This window comes from Rhizobium sp. X9 (genome assembly GCF_018873185.1).
Lineage (GTDB): Bacteria > Pseudomonadota > Alphaproteobacteria > Rhizobiales > Rhizobiaceae > Agrobacterium > Agrobacterium oryzihabitans.
The window spans coordinates 1,738,535-1,754,480 of sequence record NZ_CP071311.1; the positions used below are offsets into that span (position 1 = coordinate 1,738,535).

15 protein-coding genes and 1 riboswitch are annotated in these 15,946 nt (G+C 60.5%); of the genes, 6 read left to right on the forward strand and 9 right to left on the reverse strand.

Annotated features, from left to right (window positions below):
• The first annotated feature begins 13 nt into the window (after positions 1-13).
• On the forward strand, positions 14-1,549 hold the full coding sequence (pdhS2, locus tag JZY08_RS08525) for a two-component system sensor histidine kinase PdhS2 (RefSeq protein WP_003495275.1): 1,536 nt from the start codon (positions 14-16) through the stop codon (positions 1,547-1,549).
• A 6-nt stretch (positions 1,550-1,555) separates the two neighbouring features.
• Here pdhS2 and JZY08_RS08530 read toward each other — a convergent pair whose 3' ends face one another.
• Positions 1,556-1,960: a diacylglycerol kinase gene (locus tag JZY08_RS08530; RefSeq protein ID WP_003495273.1), complete on the reverse strand. Its 405-nt coding sequence runs from the start codon at positions 1,958-1,960 to the stop codon at positions 1,556-1,558.
• An 8-nt stretch (positions 1,961-1,968) separates the two neighbouring features.
• Positions 1,969-2,991: a nicotinate-nucleotide--dimethylbenzimidazole phosphoribosyltransferase gene (gene cobT, locus JZY08_RS08535; RefSeq protein ID WP_003495271.1), complete on the reverse strand. Its 1,023-nt coding sequence runs from the start codon at positions 2,989-2,991 to the stop codon at positions 1,969-1,971.
• 153 nt (positions 2,992-3,144) lie between these two features.
• On the opposite strand from cobT, the gene JZY08_RS08540 reads away from it, so the two are divergent.
• From JZY08_RS08540 to ribB, 4 genes are all read left to right on the forward strand, one after another.
• Entirely contained in the window at positions 3,145-3,930 is a 786-nt protein-coding gene (locus JZY08_RS08540; protein WP_216329914.1) for an adenosylcobinamide-GDP ribazoletransferase, read from the forward strand.
• Positions 3,931-3,949: 19 nt separating this feature from the next.
• Positions 3,950-4,144, forward strand: coding sequence for a DUF1289 domain-containing protein (locus tag JZY08_RS08545; RefSeq protein ID WP_216329915.1), 195 nt, complete (start codon positions 3,950-3,952; stop codon positions 4,142-4,144).
• Complete coding sequence (locus tag JZY08_RS08550) at positions 4,141-4,848, forward strand: TIGR02281 family clan AA aspartic protease (RefSeq protein WP_216329916.1); 708 nt, start codon at positions 4,141-4,143, stop codon at positions 4,846-4,848. The genes JZY08_RS08545 and JZY08_RS08550 overlap by 4 nt, the downstream gene beginning before the upstream one ends.
• 160 nt (positions 4,849-5,008) lie before the next feature.
• Positions 5,009-5,158, forward strand: a riboswitch (FMN riboswitch).
• 118 nt (positions 5,159-5,276) lie between these two features.
• Positions 5,277-5,918, forward strand: a complete 642-nt coding sequence (gene ribB, locus JZY08_RS08555; protein WP_216329917.1) for a 3,4-dihydroxy-2-butanone-4-phosphate synthase — start codon at positions 5,277-5,279, stop codon at positions 5,916-5,918.
• A gap of 79 nt (positions 5,919-5,997) precedes the next feature.
• Here ribB and JZY08_RS08560 read toward each other — a convergent pair whose 3' ends face one another.
• The 5 genes from JZY08_RS08560 to JZY08_RS08580 all read right to left on the reverse strand — a co-directional run bounded on the left by JZY08_RS08560 (position 5,998) and on the right by JZY08_RS08580 (position 12,542).
• Positions 5,998-6,759, reverse strand: a complete 762-nt coding sequence (locus JZY08_RS08560) for an ABC transporter permease (RefSeq protein ID WP_003495259.1) — start codon at positions 6,757-6,759, stop codon at positions 5,998-6,000.
• The gene (locus JZY08_RS08565; protein ID WP_216329918.1) at positions 6,756-7,682 is read right to left on the reverse strand and encodes an ABC transporter ATP-binding protein; all 927 of its coding nucleotides are present in this window, start codon (positions 7,680-7,682) and stop codon (positions 6,756-6,758) included. The genes JZY08_RS08560 and JZY08_RS08565 overlap by 4 nt, the downstream gene beginning before the upstream one ends.
• Positions 7,683-7,797: 115 nt before the next feature.
• Positions 7,798-8,619, reverse strand: a complete 822-nt coding sequence (locus JZY08_RS08570) for a sulfite exporter TauE/SafE family protein (protein WP_216329919.1) — start codon at positions 8,617-8,619, stop codon at positions 7,798-7,800.
• A gap of 433 nt (positions 8,620-9,052) precedes the next feature.
• Positions 9,053-10,330: an extensin family protein gene (locus JZY08_RS08575; RefSeq protein ID WP_216329920.1), complete on the reverse strand. Its 1,278-nt coding sequence runs from the start codon at positions 10,328-10,330 to the stop codon at positions 9,053-9,055.
• A gap of 397 nt (positions 10,331-10,727) precedes the next feature.
• Entirely contained in the window at positions 10,728-12,542 is a 1,815-nt protein-coding gene (locus JZY08_RS08580) for a methyl-accepting chemotaxis protein (protein ID WP_216329921.1), read from the reverse strand.
• Positions 12,543-12,795: 253 nt separating this feature from the next.
• On the opposite strand from JZY08_RS08580, the gene JZY08_RS08585 reads away from it, so the two are divergent.
• Entirely contained in the window at positions 12,796-13,110 is a 315-nt protein-coding gene (locus JZY08_RS08585; protein WP_216329922.1) for a DUF1883 domain-containing protein, read from the forward strand.
• Positions 13,111-13,190: 80 nt separating this feature from the next.
• On the opposite strand, the gene JZY08_RS08590 is transcribed toward JZY08_RS08585, so the two are convergent.
• Positions 13,191-14,507: a replication-associated recombination protein A gene (locus JZY08_RS08590; RefSeq protein WP_216329923.1), complete on the reverse strand. Its 1,317-nt coding sequence runs from the start codon at positions 14,505-14,507 to the stop codon at positions 13,191-13,193.
• Complete coding sequence (locus JZY08_RS08595; protein WP_035242340.1) at positions 14,504-15,910, reverse strand: DegQ family serine endoprotease; 1,407 nt, start codon at positions 15,908-15,910, stop codon at positions 14,504-14,506. The genes JZY08_RS08590 and JZY08_RS08595 overlap by 4 nt, the downstream gene beginning before the upstream one ends.
• Between the last annotated feature and the right edge of the window lie 36 nt (positions 15,911-15,946).

Sequence of the window (15,946 nt, forward strand, 5' to 3'; positions counted from 1 at the left end):
CCACGTTGTAACAATGAGTAAAAGCGTCAGCACGTCCACGGACAAGATCATCGTCGACCGGTCGAAAAAACACCGCAACAAGGCTGTTTTCGACACGGTGAAGACGACACGCGAACGCCTGCAGCAGGGCGCTGGCGGAAGTGACGCTTATGAACGTGAAATGCTGACGATGCATATCGCCGAAGCCCTTCAGGGCGCGATGATCATGCCGCTCTTCATCGTACTCGCCTCCATCATCGGTTTGTACATCACCCGTGACATAGGGCTGATCATCTGGTCGCTTATCGCCCTCAGTTTCCACGCCATGTCGCTGATGCTGGCCAAAAGGGCGGCAAAACAGGAAATCACAGCGGAAAATCTGCAGCATTGGCGTAATCTCTTCCTTGGCATGCAGATCCTCATCGGTTGCGCCTGGGCGATGTTTGCGCTCGCCGAACCGGCGCGCAATGATCCGACACTCGTCCTCTTCTTCAAGGGCGCGACACTGCTGATCGCCCTTTCGCTCACCGCCATGGCCAATTTCATGCTGCGGCGGGCGACATTCATGACCTTCCTGCCGGTGCTGGCCGCTCTCTGCGTCACTTCGGCCATATCGCGCGATCCCTTCGATGTCGGCCTTGCCCTGATGTTCGGCATGGCGATCCTTTTCTGTCATCGCATCACCAGCCGGCTTTATCAGACCAGCGTCAAGCTGCTTTCGTCGCAGACTGAAAAGGACGATCTGATCGCCGAACTCGAAGTCGCCAACTCGGTCTCGGATGAAGCGCGGCGGCGCGCGGAAGAGGCGAATCTGGCAAAATCACGCTTTCTCGCCTCCATGTCGCATGAGCTCAGGACCCCGCTCAACGCCATTCTCGGCTTCTCCGAAGTCATGGCCTCGGAAGTGCTCGGTCCGCTCAATAATCCGCTCTACAAGGAATATTCCGGTGATATCCACCGCTCCGGCCAGCATCTGCTCGATCTGATCAACGAAATCCTCGACCTGTCGCGCATCGAAGCCGGCCGCTACGACCTCAACGAGGAATCGATCTCGATGCTGGAAATCGCCGAGGATTGCATCGGCATGATCCAGCTTCGCGCCCGCGCCAAGACGATCAGGATTTCGCAGCAATTCGAAAGCAGCCTGCCGCAGGTATGGGCCGATGAAAAATCTATCCGCCAGGTGATCCTGAACCTCCTCTCCAATGCGGTGAAATTCACGCCGCAGGGTGGCGAAATTCTCGTAAAGGCAGGCTGGACGGCGGGCGGCGGGCAATATGTCTCGATCAGGGATAACGGCCCCGGCATTCCCGAAGACGAAATCCCCATCGTCCTTTCGGCCTTCGGTCAGGGATCTATCGCTATCAAGAGCGCTGAACAGGGAACGGGGCTAGGCCTGCCCATTGTTCAGGCCATCCTCGCCAAACATGATGGCCAGTTCATCCTGAAGTCGAAATTGCGCGAGGGCACCGAAGGCATCGCCATCCTGCCGGCAAAGCGCGTGCTGCAAAGCCTGCCGGCCGTGGAGGAAACCCACGCCATCCAGCCGCGCCGGCGATCCTTCGCCTGAGACACCTCAGAAGAACAGCGTCGTCACCAGCGAATAAAGCACGAAAAATCCGTTTGCCATCAGAAGGCAGAAGACGGCGAAGGAGCCGAGATCCTTGGCATGCCGGCCGACCGAGGAGATTTCCGGCGAAATACGATCCACCAGTTCCTCAATTGCGGTATTGAGCGCCTCGACCGCAAACAGAAGCAGCATCAGCACCGTAAAGACGAGAAGATGCGCAAAGGGCGCTCCGGCCACCAGAAGCAGGGCAAGTCCGACGCCAAAGGCGAGAACCTCATGACGGAACGCCGCCTCCTGCCATAGCCTTCCCAGCCCCTGCACGGAATAACGTGCGGCGGCAAAAAGATGCCGCCAACCCTTTTCCTTGCGGAAGGCGGGCTCAGCTTGCTTCTTTTGCGGCGTCGCGTCCATCTTCGACCTCAATGGCTGATGCGGGTGTCCACACCCGCTGCTTCAAACGTCGCCATGCCGGAATGGCAGGCGGCGGCGGCCTTGACGATACCGGCGGCCAGAGCAGCACCCGTTCCCTCGCCAAGCCGCATGCCAAGCGCCAGAAGCGGCGTCTTGCCAAGTTTTTCGACGGCAGCGAGATGGCCGGGTTCACCCGAGACATGGCCGATCAGGCAATGGTCGAGCGCGGAAGGATTGGCCGCTTTCAACAATGCGGCAGCGGCCGTGGCCACATAACCGTCGATAAGCACGGGAATGCGCTGCACGCGCGCCGCAAGGATGGCGCCGGCAATCGCCGCAATCTCACGTCCGCCAAGACGGCGCATGATTTCCAGCGGATCGGACAGGTGATCTTTATGGAATTCCACGGCAGCCTTCACCGCCGCAATCTTGCGCGCCATGACATCGCCTTCCGAGCCGGTGCCGGGACCGGTCCACTCTTCCGCCGTGCCGCCGTAAAGCGCGAGATTGATCGCAGCAGCAATGGTCGTGTTGCCGATACCCATTTCACCGACGCAGAGGAGATCGGTTCCGCCGGCAATCGCTTCCATGCCGAAGGCCATGGTCGCGGCGCAGTCGCGCTCGGAAAGAGCCGGCTCGCAGGTGATGTCTCCGGTCGGATAGTCGAGCGCCAGATCGAATATCTTGAGACCGAGATCGTTGGAGACGCAGATCTGGTTGATCGCAGCACCGCCTGCCGCGAAATTCTCCACCATCTGCTGCGTCACCGACGTCGGATAGGGCGTGATGCCATGACGCGTGACGCCATGATTGCCGGCAAAGATCGCCACCAGCGGACGGGTGACGGCGGGCGAACGGCCGGACCATGCGGCGAGCCACATGGCGATTTCTTCCAGACGGCCGAGCGAACCGGCGGGCTTGGTCAATTGCGCATTGCGCTCCTTGGCCGCCACAAGCGCATGCGTGTCCGGGCCGGGAAGCTCGCGCAGCAGCGCGCGGAAATCATCGAAGGGCAATCCGCTCATGCTCATGGTATCAGTCTCTTTCGTAGCCGGGTTGGCTTTCGCATCGGCTCATGCGTCCGGAAACTTGTGTTTTCCGGCAAATCGGTCTTTGTTGCGCCTCTCATAATCGCGGATGCGCCGCGGAACAACCGGAAATGCAAGTACTGCAGCGGAGAGAGCATGAAGGCCGGGGATTTTATAACAGATGTCGTGCATTCCGTTGCCTTTCTCAGCCGCCTGCCGGTTCCTTCGCGCTTTTTCAGTGATGGTGACGACGTCTCGATGCGCCGCACCGCCCGCGCCTTTCCCGCAGCCGGCCTGTTGATCGCCCTGCCCGCGGCTTTCCTTGTGGTCCTTCTCGCCACCTTCGACGCCTCCCCCCAGCTCACAGGCTGGCTCGCCATCGCCGTCACCGCCCTCATCACCGGCGCGCTGCATGAAGACGGGCTGGCCGACATGGCCGACGGTTTCGGCAGCGGCAAGGACCGGGCCCGAACGCTTGACATCATGAAGGACAGTCGCATCGGCAGCTATGGCACGATCGCCATGATCCTGTCCTTCGCACTGCGCGCCACAGCACTTGCATCGCTGATCGAGACCCTGCCCGCCAGGACCGCCGCCGCCTGCCTGATCGCGGCACTGGTGATGAGCCGCGCCCTGATGGTGTGGCACTGGCAGGCGTTGCCGGCCGCAAAAACCACCGGCATCGCCGCCGCCGCCGGGCAGCCGGGGACAAGCGAGCGCAACATCGCGCTGGCGACCGGCCTCTTGCTGTTCGTGCTCTTCACGCTGCACGCCCTGTCCTTTGTGTCGATCGTGATCGTGGTCGCCGCAGCCTATCTGGCGGCGGCGCTATTCGGCAGGCTCTGCGTCAGCAAGATCGATGGCCACACCGGTGATACCATCGGCGCCTGCCAGCAGATCACGGAGATCGTGATTCTCATCACCCTTGCCCTCGCAGCATGACGGCCTGATATAGATCACCATGGAAACACCCTGCATTCACATCTGCTCCCTTGATGCCACCAACAGCCTCTGTATCGGCTGCGGCCGCACGCTGGAGGAAATCGGCGGCTGGGCGAGCTATAGCGACGAGAAACGCCGGAAGATCATGCAGGCGCTTCCGGAAAGACTGGCAAAAGCAGGCAAGGACGCCGCCAAGGAGACGCGCACCGCATGAACAGGCTGACTATCGTTCTCCTCCTGCTGGCCGTCGGTCTCGGCCTGCTTCTCGTCAATCACGACAGCGGCCGCACCTTCGGCATCGATAACGACAAGTTCGGACAGATGATCTATTTCCTGCCGATCGCCGGGCTCCTGTCCGTCGGCATTCTGGCGGGAAGGCGCGGCAGCTTCGGCACCGTCATTCGTCAGCTAGCCGTCTGGCTCGTCATCATCCTCGGCCTGGTCTCGCTTTATCTCTATCGCTACGACCTGCAATCCTTCGGCGACAGGCTGCTGGGCGGGTTGATGCCCGGCCGCGCCGTGGTGGTAACGACCTCAGGTGGCGAACAGGAGATAATACTGCACAAATCGATGAGCGGTCACTTCGAGGCGAATGTCGGCGTCAACGGCAAGACCATCCACATGCTCGTCGACACCGGTGCAAGCTCCGTGGTGCTCGCCAATGCGGATGCGGCGACAATCGGCATCGATACAACGAGCCTGCGCTACACCGTACCTGTCATGACGGCGAACGGTCGAACGGCGGCGGCTCCCATCACCCTGTCGGAAATCGGCATCGGCCCCATCATGCGGCGCAACATCCCTGCTCTCGTCGCGCAGGACGGGCAATTGGGCCAGAGCCTGCTCGGCATGAGCTTCCTGTCTACCCTCGGCTCGCTGCAGATGCAGACCGACGAACTGAGATTGCGGGATCGGTAAAAGCTCGCCGCCGGGCGATCATTCACATTGCTCCGACCTGGTTACCTGCTTCTGAAAGGAATTTCCCCGGTCAGGAAATAATCGGATATTCTTTTCGCCGATCACCTGTCGCAGCGCAGCATTGCCCCTTGATTCCCCCTTGATTGATAAATTATGTTGGCAATGTTCTCAGGGCGGGGCGCAATTCCCCACCGGCGGTATCGGGATTTTCCCGGAGCCCGCGAGCGCTTTCGGCCTCCAAAACCGAAAGGTCAGCAGATCCGGTGAGAGGCCGGAGCCGACGGTATAGTCCGGATGGAAGAGGACAAGGCATTGACGCCCGCGCTCTGCGGGCTTCGCATTGCATTGTTCGCCCAAGGGATATTTGGCGCTTCTCGAAGCGCGAAAATGCCGCAAAACGGCATAACCCTTGAAAGGCTTGAAAGAAAATGACCATTGCTAGAATTGAAGACGCGATCGAAGCCATTTCCCGTGGCGAGATGGTGATTGTCGTTGACGACGAGGATCGCGAAAATGAAGGCGATATCATCGCCGCCTCCGACAGCATCACACCGCAGCAGATCGCCTTCATGATGAACCATGCGCGCGGGCTCATCTGCGTCGCCATGCCGGGCGAGCGTCTCGATGCGCTCGACATTCCGCTGATGGTGTCGCGCAATACCGAATCCCTCAAGACGGCCTTCACCGTGTCGGTGGACTATATTCCCGGCACCACGACAGGCATTTCGGCGGCGGACCGGGCCAATACCGTGCGTGCACTGGTGTCGGAAGGTTCGCGTCCGGAAGACTTCGCCCGCCCCGGCCATATCTTCCCGCTGCGCGCCAATCCTCAAGGCGTCCTCGGTCGCACCGGCCACACCGAAGCAGCGGTGGACCTGTGCCGCCTCGCCGGCAAATACCCCTGCGGGACCATTTGCGAAATCGCCAATGATGACGGCACCATGGCCCGCCTGCCGCAGCTCAAGGTCTTCGCCGAGCGCCACGGCCTGCTCATCGTCACGATCAAGGACCTCGTCTCCCATCTGAAGGGCGAGGTTGTGGAAGACGTGGCACAGAAGCAGGTTGCGTGATCCCCGCATGCCTGTGTCGTGAATACGAAAACGCCCGGCGTGAGCCGGGCGTGAAATGGGTAACTGAAGCGCTGAAACCTCAGTTGCGCAGCCTGTAACCCGTCTTGAACATCCAGCTGACGACGCCAAGGCAGATCGCGAGAAACAGCGTGATCATCGCAAGGCTGATGACGGGATTGACGTCGGCGATCTCGTAGAAGCTCCAGCGGAAACCGCTGATGAGATACAGCACCGGATTGAAATGGCTGACCGTCTGCCAGAAGGGCGGCAGCATGTCGATGGAATAGAAGCTGCCACCGAGGAAGGTCAGAGGCGGCACCACCAGCATGGGGATGAGGTTCAGCTGCTCGAAATTCGTCGCCCAGATGCCGATGATGAAACCGAACAGGCTGAAGCTCACCGCCGTCAGCACGAAGAACAGGATCATCATGAACGGATGGGCGATGGTGATATCCACGAAGAAGGATGCCGTTATCAGGATGATCGTGCCGATCATCAGGCCTTTCGTCGCCGCCGCCCCCACATAACCGGCGACAATTTCCGTCATCGATACGGGCGCTGACAAAATCTCGTAGACCGTGCCGGTGAATTTCGGAAAATAGATGCCGAAGGAGCCGTTGCTGATGCATTGCGTCAGAAGCGTCAGCATGATGAGACCGGGCGTTATGAACGCGCCGTAGGAAACCCCTCCAACCTCCTGAATCCGCGAACCGATCGCGGTTCCGAAGACGATGAAATAAAGCGAGGTGGAGATGACCGGCGATACCACGCTCTGCAACAGGGTGCGGCGGGTACGCGCCATTTCGAACAGGTAGATGGCCTTGATGGCTTCGAAGTTCATTTCTGGCCTCCCACCAGCGAAACAAAGATATCCTCAAGCGAACTCTGCCGCGTTGAAATATCCTTGAAATGGATGTTGGCGGCGGAAAGAGCGCTGAGAAGATCGGCGATTCGTCCCTGCTCGCCATTATCCTCGATTTCATAGGTGACGGTGCAGCGGTCGTCCGAAAGCGTCAGGCCGAAAGCCGAAAGACTATCCGGCAATTTCTCGACGGGATGCGCAAGCTCAAGGAAAAGCTGCTTGCGGCCGAGCTTCTTCATCAGCGCCGTCTTTTCTTCCACCAACAGCAATTCGCCGCCATTGATCACGCCGACACGGTCGGCGATCTCTTCCGCCTCCTCGATATAATGCGTTGTCAGGATGATGGTGACGCCCTTGGCGCGCAGTTCGGAAACCACATTCCACATGTCGCGGCGCAGAGCCACATCGACGCCGGCGGTGGGTTCGTCAAGGAACAGAACCTTCGGCTCGTGCGCCAGCGCCTTGGCAATCAGCACGCGCCGTTTCATGCCGCCGGAAAGCTCCCGCAGCATATTGTCCTTCTTGCTCCAGAGCGACAGGGATTTCAGAATACGCTCGATCAGCTCCGGGTTCTTCTTCTGCCCGTGCAGGCCGCGCGAGAAGCTGACGGTGTTCCAAACGGTCTCGAACTGGTCGGTCGTCAGCTCCTGCGGCACGAGGCCGATCAGGGCGCGGGTCTGGCGAAAATCCTTCACCACGTCATGCCCGCCGACAAACACCGACCCCTCGCCCGGATTGACGAGACCGCAGATGATGGAGATCAGCGTGGTCTTTCCGGCGCCATTCGGCCCGAGAAGGGCAAGGATTTCGCCCTCTCTGATATCGAGGCTGACACCCTTTAACGCCTGAAAGCCATTTGCGTAGGATTTGGTCAGATTCCGTATCGAAACAATGGCATTCATCGCGAATCTTTCGAAAAACCGAGTAAGATGCACGCCATATAGGCCGTGGAACGCGCAAATGCCAGTCCAATGCCAGTCCAGGGGCCTGAACACTGCGTTCGGCAGGGAAGGAAAATCAGCCGTAGACGCTATAGAAAAACTGCGCTGCGACGAAGACCAGAAACACACCGAAGGCCCGTTCCAGCTGCTTCTTGCTGAGCGCATGCGCCAGCCGCGCGCCATAGGGCGCAACGACAAGCGTGATGGGGATCAGGAGCACCACGGCGATCCAGTTGATGAAGCCGGTGGAAAATGGCGGCAGGCCCGCATCGCCCCAGCCGGCCCAGATGTAACCCAGGAGACCCGGCAGCGAAATCAGCACACCGACACCGGAAGACGTGGCAACCGCCTGATGGATGGTGCGTCCGTAGAGCGTCATGAAGGTATTGTTCATCACCCCGCCGCCAACGCCCATCAGGCCGGAAAAAAGCCCGATGCCCGTGCCCACCAGAAAACGACCCGGATTATTCGGCAGGTCTGAACCAAGATGCCAGCTCGCCCGGTTGAAGATCATCCGGAAGGCGAGCGCGAGCGCGATGAAGGCGAAGATCAGCCGGAGCGCGACGCTGGAGGCATGGGCGGCCACGACAGATGCGAGGATGGTGCCGAGCGGCACGGCGACGATCCAGCCCTTCAGCAGATCGATATCGACCGCGCCCTTCTGGCGATGCGTCAGAAACGAACGGATGGATGTCGGCACGATGATGGCAAGCGACGTGCCGAGCGAAAGATGCATGCGCACCGCCTCCGGCACCTCCAGAAGGCCAAAGACATGGTAGAAGACGGGCACCAGCACCGCGCCGCCGCCGATGCCGAACAGCCCCGCCAGAAGACCGGCGATCACGCCAGCCGCCGCAAGCGCCGCGGCAAAGACCATTATCTCTGAAACAGGGGGCATGAAGGTGGGCTCCCGGGGTCCGTTGTCACAAACATGTGACCCTCATAGCGTATCAGAGACGGGCGGCAAGCCATGTTGGCCGCAGGTCAGTACGGCGCGATGTCTTTTGCCGCCTATCCCGCGCCGGATGGACCGCTTCTTGGGACCATGTCCCATTGCATGCCCTTGCAAAGACGCCGATATCCCCCCGATAAGGCAGTCTTCTTCACCGGCCTTCGGGCCGGTCTTTTTTTGCGAAGACCGAGAGTAGGCAAGCGGAGCTTCTCATGCAGCCGCCTCCCCCACCTCCGTCATTCCGGCCTTGAGCCGGAATCCAGCCAGCCCAAGTCCTTGGGCTGAAAAGACTCTTCCCGCCACGCGAGAGCTGCCTCGACCGGATTCCGGCTCAGCGCCGGAATACTGGGAAATGAAGCTGAACACCCTTTGAAATCCGCTAATCGCAATGCCTATAACCTGACTTGCGGGTGCGCAGGTCGAAGTGAAAATGGTTCCAGTGATTGGGATCGCTGCCCGGCCCGAGAACGGTCGAGAAATATTTGCAGCTATCGGACCTCACCGCCTTCAGCAGCGCTTTCTCGCGGAAGGCGAAGAAGCTCTTGCTGCGAACGTCGATCTCCTTGCCATTCTTCAGCGTGATGGTGCCGATATCGATGGCGTTGCCGCGCGCATGTTCGGACCACGGGTTGCTGGAGCGCGAATTCATCTTGCGGCAGGAATAACCGCCCATCGGCGTGATGCGGCCAACGCCCGAGAAATAACGGAAGCGCGAGGATGGCACGAGTTCGAACTTCACCCATTTGGCGAAGGCAAGCGTGACCTGGCAATTGAGCTTCACCGCCGGGCGGATGGCAACGCCGCTGGCGAGCCCGCTAAGTTCGATAGGATAGTCGATGCCGCAGGTCGGACCATCGGCAATGCGGGCCACATCGCGGAAAGCAACACCGAGGCGACGCAGTTCGGAGCGGCAGGCGACTTCAGAGGGCGGCATGACGCCGGGCGGCATGGAGCGATCGCTTTGCGGCCCACCCCGCGCCATGGGGTCGTTTGGCATCAACATGGCCACCTCCTCCACCGGCTGGCGGCGGGAAGACGCGCCAACGGGTGGCGGCGGTATCAGCCGCGATTGCCCGGCGCTCTGCTGCCGGCGCGGCGGAGCGACTGCGACCGGATTGTCGGTGCCGATACCATCCACCACCGGCTGCTCCGAAACGCCCTCGGCAATATCGGCATCCTGCTCTTCCGCAAGCCCGCGCACCGGCTCCACGCCCAGCATGGAATCCATGTTCACCCCCTCGCCTTCGGCGATCTGGCTGGAGGCGACCTGCTGGTTGGGCATGGCCTGATTTTGCATGGTCTGGGTCGGTACGCTGTGGCCGCTTGCCGCCATGCGCGCTTGATGCTGGGTATCAAGCGTTGAGTAACCCTGCCCGCCCTGCGGCGATTGCAGCAGGGGATCCTGCGAGGCGTAAGGCTCCGGCATCGGCTGAGACACGGCGGCGGGATAATCGGAGGACTGCCCGACCCGCTCGGCCTGATAGACGGCTCCTGATGGCGCGCTGTAGCCCTGCTGCCGCGACGAGCGGATGGCGCTGACACGCGTGGTGCCATCAACCTCGGCCGGCGGCACGAGGCCTTCCGCCGAACACGAAACCATAACCGTGGAAATCATCAGCAACGTCACAAGACGACGCGGAAGGGAAACATACGCCATACGAGAACCTGTACCTTCAGCGGCCGCTACTCGCGGCAATACAGGATAAATTTTAAAGAAATGAGGTAAACGAAACCTTATTGGTTGCGGGAAATAACGAACCTGGGTGGTGCGTGACGCTGCAGATGAAGGAGTCGCGATCGAAATTGGCTCGAAGGCGATGACAGAAATGCTGAAGCCTCTCCTCCAACATCCAGCACCGAAACCTCTCCTTCCGTCACCCAGCGCGCAAACTTCTCCTCCGTCATCCTCGGGCTTGACCCGAGGATCCATGGTCACGCCCGGTTGTAGATCCTCGGGTCGAGCCCGAGGATGACGTCGAGTGTGAAGAGAGCTTGTCAGTCACCCAAAGGCGCAGCCAAAACCACGCCCTCCAGTTTGCCCGAAACAGACAAAATCACGCCGCCCTTGAAACCTCGCGTCCCGCTCCCTGTCCGAGTTCGAAGCGTGACAACAGCGAGCGCAGCTGGTGGCTCTCCTCGGCAAGCGTCTGGCTGGCTGCCGTCGTCTCTTCCACCATAGCGGCATTCTGCTGCGTCATCTGATCCATGTGGTTGACGGAGGTATTGATCTCCTGCAGGCCCGTCGCCTGCTCCCGCGCCGCCGTGGCGATGGAGTTGACGTGGCCCTCGACGCGATTGACCAGTTCCACGATCTCGTCCAGCGCATCGCCCGTGGAGCGCACGAGCGCCACACCGCCGCCGACCTCTTCCGCAGAGCGGTTGATAAGGGTCTTGATCTCCTTGGCGGCATTGGCGGAGCGTTGCGCAAGTTCGCGCACCTCCTGCGCCACCACGGCAAAACCGCGCCCCGCCTCGCCCGCCCTTGCAGCCTCCACGCCGGCATTCAGCGCCAGAAGGTTGGTCTGGAAAGCGATTTCGTCGATGACGGAAATGATCTGCCCGATACGTTTGGACGAGTCCTCGATACGGCCCATGGCGTCGACGGCATTGCGCACGATCTCGCCGGAGCGCCCGGCGCTCGTTTTCGTGTCCTGCACCATCTGCCGCGCCTCATTGGCACGCTCGGAAGCGGTGCGCACCGTGGCCGTGATCTCGTCGAGAGCCGCTGCCGTCTCCTCCAGCGCCGCCGCCTGCTGTTCTGTCCGGCGCGAGAGATTGCCGGTTGCGCCGCTGATATCGGCAGCACTGTCATTGACGACATCGCCGGTTCTGGCAATCGCCTCGATGGCGCCATGCAGCGCGCCGACGGCCCGGTTGAAGTCCATGCGCAGCTTTTCATATTCGGCGCCGATATCGACAAGCTCGACGGTCAGATCACCATTGGCGAGCGCTTCCAGCGAGTTGCCGAGAGCATTCATGGCATGGGCCTGACGTTCGGATGCGGAACGCAGAACCATCTCATTGCCGTGCCGCGCCTCTTCCAATGCCCGCTGCTGATCCGCCTCGCGGGCCTGCAGGGCGCTGCGTTCATTGACGCTGTCGCGCAGCACCAGCAAGGTCTTAGCAATGGCGCCGATTTCGTTGCGACGGTCGGCAAACTGGATTTCGGCCTCGCCGTCACCATCCGCGATCCGCTTCATGCTTTGGCGGATAAGATCGATCGGCCGCGTTACGCTGCGCACGACGGCTGCGGCCACGCCGATCACCAGAAGGGCGGACAAGATGCACAGTCCGATATTGAAATAGGCGTCGCTCCAGAAAACCGCCTCAAGATCGTCGACATAGACACCGGTACCGACAATCCATCCCCAGGGCGCGAAACCGGCGACATGGGAGAATTTCTCGACAGGGTCGGGCGCGCCGGGCTTCGGCCAGTAATAGTCGACAAAGCCCTGGCCTCCCGCCTTCACCGTATTGACGAATTCAACGAACAGCGCCTTGCCGTTCGGATCCTTGTTGGCGGTTAGATCGGTGCCGTTCATCTCGGGCTTGATCGGATGCATCACCATCTTGGGATGCATGTCGTTGATCCAGAAATAGCCGCTGCCATTGCCATAACGCATCGCCGCGATCGTGGTCTTGGCCTGCTGCTGCGCTGCCTCCCGCGTCAGGGCGCCGCTCTGCTCCAGACGATAATATTGTTCGAGAATGGCGACAGCTGTTTCGTTCATGGATGCAAGCCCCGCTTTGCGCTCGCGCTCCATTTCATGGAAGGTTTCGAAGAGGCTGAATGTCAGCGCTGCGGTCAATATTGCCAGAAACAATGCAACGAGCGCATAAAGGCGCATAGATATCGTAACGTTTTTCATATTCCCCCCAACGCCGCTGACGGCACTTCGACCAGACGATGTTAAGGTTGAAAAATTTATTATCATTAAATACGCATGTTATACGTTAGTACTATCCCATAACGGCTTTCTGAGCCCCGCCAATACTCTTCGCAGTCGGTCAAGAACGCCACGGCAGCCCGAAATCCGACAACTGCCCTGCGGCTTTAAAGGGCTCGTTAACCCTGAGGTCCTATCCTCATCTGCCAAAATATACGGTATTGGGAGGCGCGCGATGGCACGGCCGAATTTCCGCTTTACGCATTATGACCTGAAGGAATTGCGGGCTGGGACGACCATTGAAATCTCCCTGTCGGCCGTCAACAATGTACGGCTGATGACGAGCGCGAATTTCCAGCGTTTTACCGAATTGCTCGATTTCAAATATCTCGGTGGCGTCGCGAAAAAATCACCGATCCGCATCAGCATTCCCGAGACAATGCACTGGCATCTGGTGATCGATGCGGAAGGGCATAGCGGCCTGGCGGAATCCTCGGTCAAGATGCTGCCAGCGCCGGCGCAGGCCATGCAGCACCGCAAAGCGTCCTGATTTCCGTTTAAAAACAAATGGATGCTGCGGCTTTGCGACTCATTTTGGCAAGCGCCTGATTCTTTTTGTGAAGACGGCGCTTAACGCGAACCGCGCTCGCGGCGCAGCTTCGCCCACCAGTCGAGACGCTTGCGGATTTCCCGCTCGAAACCCCTGTCGGGCGGATCGTAGAAGGTCGTGCGCCCCATTTTTTCCGGGAAATAATCCTGCCCTGAAAAGGCATCCGGCTCGTCATGGTCGTAACGGTAGCCGTCGCCGTAGCCCTCGCCCTTCATCAGCTTGGTCGGCGCGTTGAGGATATGCTTCGGCGGCACCAGCGAACCGTTTTCCTTGGCCGCCCGCATCGCCGATTTGAAGGCGGTATAAACGGCATTCGATTTCGGCGCAGTGGCGAGATAAACGCAGGCCTGCGCCAGCGCCAGCTCGCCTTCCGGTGAGCCCAGATAATCATAGGCGTCCTTGGCGGCGTTGCAGACGGCAAGCGCCTGCGGATCGGCAAGGCCGATATCCTCAACAGCCATGCGCACCAGCCGCCGCCCCAGATAAAGCGGGTCTTCGCCGGCATCGAACATGCGGGCGAGGTAATAAAGTGCCGCATCAGGGTCCGAACCACGCACGGATTTATGCAGCGCGGAAATGAGATTGTAGTGGCCGTCCTGGCTCTTGTCGTAAACCGGGGCACGGCGCTGCACGATGCGCGTCAGGCCTTCGGTATCGAAAGTCTCATCCTTGCGCGCGGCACGCCAGACCTCTTCGGCAAGCGTCAGCACGGCGCGCCCATCGCCATCGGCCATGCGGATCAGGCTCGCACGGGCTTCCTCTGTCAGCGGCAGGGGCTTTTGCTCCGCCTCCTCGGCGCGCTTCAGAAGTTCGCTGAGGCTGTCCTCGTCGTGCGAGCCGAAGGTCAGCACCCGCGCGCGCGACAGAAGAGCGGCATTGAGTTCAAAGGACGGGTTCTCGGTGGTCGCGCCCACCAGAATGATGGTGCCATCCTCCATGACCGGCAGAAAGCTGTCCTGCTGGGCGCGGTTGAAACGGTGAATCTCGTCGACGAAAAGCAGTGTCTGCCGCCCATTCATCCGCCTCGTGCGCGCCGCTTCGAAAACCTTCTTGAGATCCGCGACACCGGAAAAGATCGCCGATATCTGCTCGAAAGCCAGACCAGCCTCGCCGGAAAGCAGGCGGGCAACCGTCGTTTTACCGGTTCCGGGCGGCCCCCAGAAGATCATCGACCCCAGCGAACCGCTATCGATCATGCGGCGCAAAACGCCCTCTTCGCCCGTCAGATGCGGCTGCCCGCTCACCTCCGCCAGCGTCTTCGGACGCAGGCGATCGGCAAGAGGCCGCCGGTTGGCGACCTCCACGGGCACTTGCGGGGCAAAGAGGTCGTCGCTCATCGCAGGAACTGCCGGATACGCTGACCGTCGCGCAGGATTTCCACCCGCCAGAAACCGGGATTGTCATCCAGCGCCCTCTCGACCGCAGCCGTGGAGCCGATATCCGCACCGTTCAGCGACAGGATGACATCCTTCGGCTGGAAGCCGACGCGATAGGCCGGCGAGCCGCGCTTCACGTCGGTGATGACAACGCCGGTCACCTGCGAAGGCATGCGCAGCTCATCGGCAAGCTTCGGCGAGAGATTGGCGACAGTGGCACCAGCAAAGGGGTTGCGGCCCTCGAGCAGCCGCTCGTCGCGCGGCGCGGTTTCCGGCGCCGTATCAAGCGCGATGGTCACCTTTTTCTCTTTGCCCTTGTCCATCACAGTCAGTTCGGCGGATTTGCCGATGCCGGCGGTCGTCAGGCGATAACCGAGTGCATCCGGATGCTCGACCTCGAAACCATTGACGGCGGTGACGACCTGCCCAGGCTCAATGCCCGCCTTTTCGGCCGGGCCGCCTTTGACGACGCTGACGACGAGCGCGCCGCGGGCGCGGTGCAGGCCGAGCGCCTCGGCGACATCGGAGGTCACGGGATCGAAGGTTGCGCCGATATAGGGCCGCTGGAAACTCGCATCTCCCCGCTCGGCGGCAGCGACGAACACCCGGACCAGATTGGCGGGAATGGCAAAACCGATGCCGTTCGACCCACCGCCCTTGGAAAAGATGGCAGTGTTGATGCCGATCAGCTCACCCGCCATGTTCATCAGCGCACCACCGGAATTACCAGGGTTGATGGAAGCATCTGTCTGGATGAAGAAGCCGAAATCGCCCTGCGTCACCTGGTTGCGCGCAAGGCCGGAAACGATGCCGCTCGTCACCGTCTGGCCGACACCGAAGGGGTTGCCGATGGCAAGAACGAGATCGCCGACCTCAAGCGCATCCGAATTACCGAGCGACAGCACCGGAAACTGTTCCTTTGCATCGATCTGTAGAATGGCGAGGTCGATGCGGTCGTCCTTCAACAGCACCTTGGAGGAAAATTCGCGCCCATCCGCCAGCGCCACCTTGATGTCGTCAGCACCGTCGATGACGTGATTGTTGGTCACCACGAGGCCGCCGGCGGTGACGATCACACCCGATCCGAGCGATGACTGTTTTTCCGTGCGGTTCGGCATCTGCTGTCCGAAGAACTGCTCGAAGAAAGGATCGCCAGCAAAGGGGGAAAGACGCCGCTGCACGACACGCTCGGCATAGACGTTCACCACAGCCCCTGCGGTACGCTTGACCAGCGGCGCAAAGGACAGCTGCATTTCCGTGTGGCTCGACGGCACGGCCCTGTTGTCCTGCGCCTGCGCGCCCATGGGCAGGAGAACGAGCGCGGCAAGAAAGCCGGTGGACAGATACTTCAACACGCTTCGCATGTGATTCCTCATGGTCATCAGTATGATGGAGTTATA

Bases quoted from the DNA above. Each gene is read 5' to 3' on its own strand.
- pdhS2 (WP_003495275.1), top strand. From the start codon at position 14: ATGAGTAAAAGCGTCAGCACGTCCACGGACAAGATCATCGTCGACCGG.
- JZY08_RS08530 (WP_003495273.1), bottom strand. From the start codon at position 1,960: ATGGACGCGACGCCGCAAAAGAAGCAAGCTGAGCCCGCCTTCCGCAAG.
- cobT (WP_003495271.1), bottom strand. From the start codon at position 2,991: ATGAGCATGAGCGGATTGCCCTTCGATGATTTCCGCGCGCTGCTGCGC.
- JZY08_RS08540 (WP_216329914.1), top strand. From the start codon at position 3,145: ATGAAGGCCGGGGATTTTATAACAGATGTCGTGCATTCCGTTGCCTTT.
- JZY08_RS08545 (WP_216329915.1), top strand. From the start codon at position 3,950: ATGGAAACACCCTGCATTCACATCTGCTCCCTTGATGCCACCAACAGC.
- JZY08_RS08550 (WP_216329916.1), top strand. From the start codon at position 4,141: ATGAACAGGCTGACTATCGTTCTCCTCCTGCTGGCCGTCGGTCTCGGC.
- ribB (WP_216329917.1), top strand. From the start codon at position 5,277: ATGACCATTGCTAGAATTGAAGACGCGATCGAAGCCATTTCCCGTGGC.
- JZY08_RS08560 (WP_003495259.1), bottom strand. From the start codon at position 6,759: ATGAACTTCGAAGCCATCAAGGCCATCTACCTGTTCGAAATGGCGCGT.
- JZY08_RS08565 (WP_216329918.1), bottom strand. From the start codon at position 7,682: ATGAATGCCATTGTTTCGATACGGAATCTGACCAAATCCTACGCAAAT.
- JZY08_RS08570 (WP_216329919.1), bottom strand. From the start codon at position 8,619: ATGCCCCCTGTTTCAGAGATAATGGTCTTTGCCGCGGCGCTTGCGGCG.
- JZY08_RS08575 (WP_216329920.1), bottom strand. From the start codon at position 10,330: ATGGCGTATGTTTCCCTTCCGCGTCGTCTTGTGACGTTGCTGATGATT.
- JZY08_RS08580 (WP_216329921.1), bottom strand. From the start codon at position 12,542: ATGAAAAACGTTACGATATCTATGCGCCTTTATGCGCTCGTTGCATTG.
- JZY08_RS08585 (WP_216329922.1), top strand. From the start codon at position 12,796: ATGGCACGGCCGAATTTCCGCTTTACGCATTATGACCTGAAGGAATTG.
- JZY08_RS08590 (WP_216329923.1), bottom strand. From the start codon at position 14,507: ATGAGCGACGACCTCTTTGCCCCGCAAGTGCCCGTGGAGGTCGCCAAC.
- JZY08_RS08595 (WP_035242340.1), bottom strand. From the start codon at position 15,910: ATGCGAAGCGTGTTGAAGTATCTGTCCACCGGCTTTCTTGCCGCGCTC.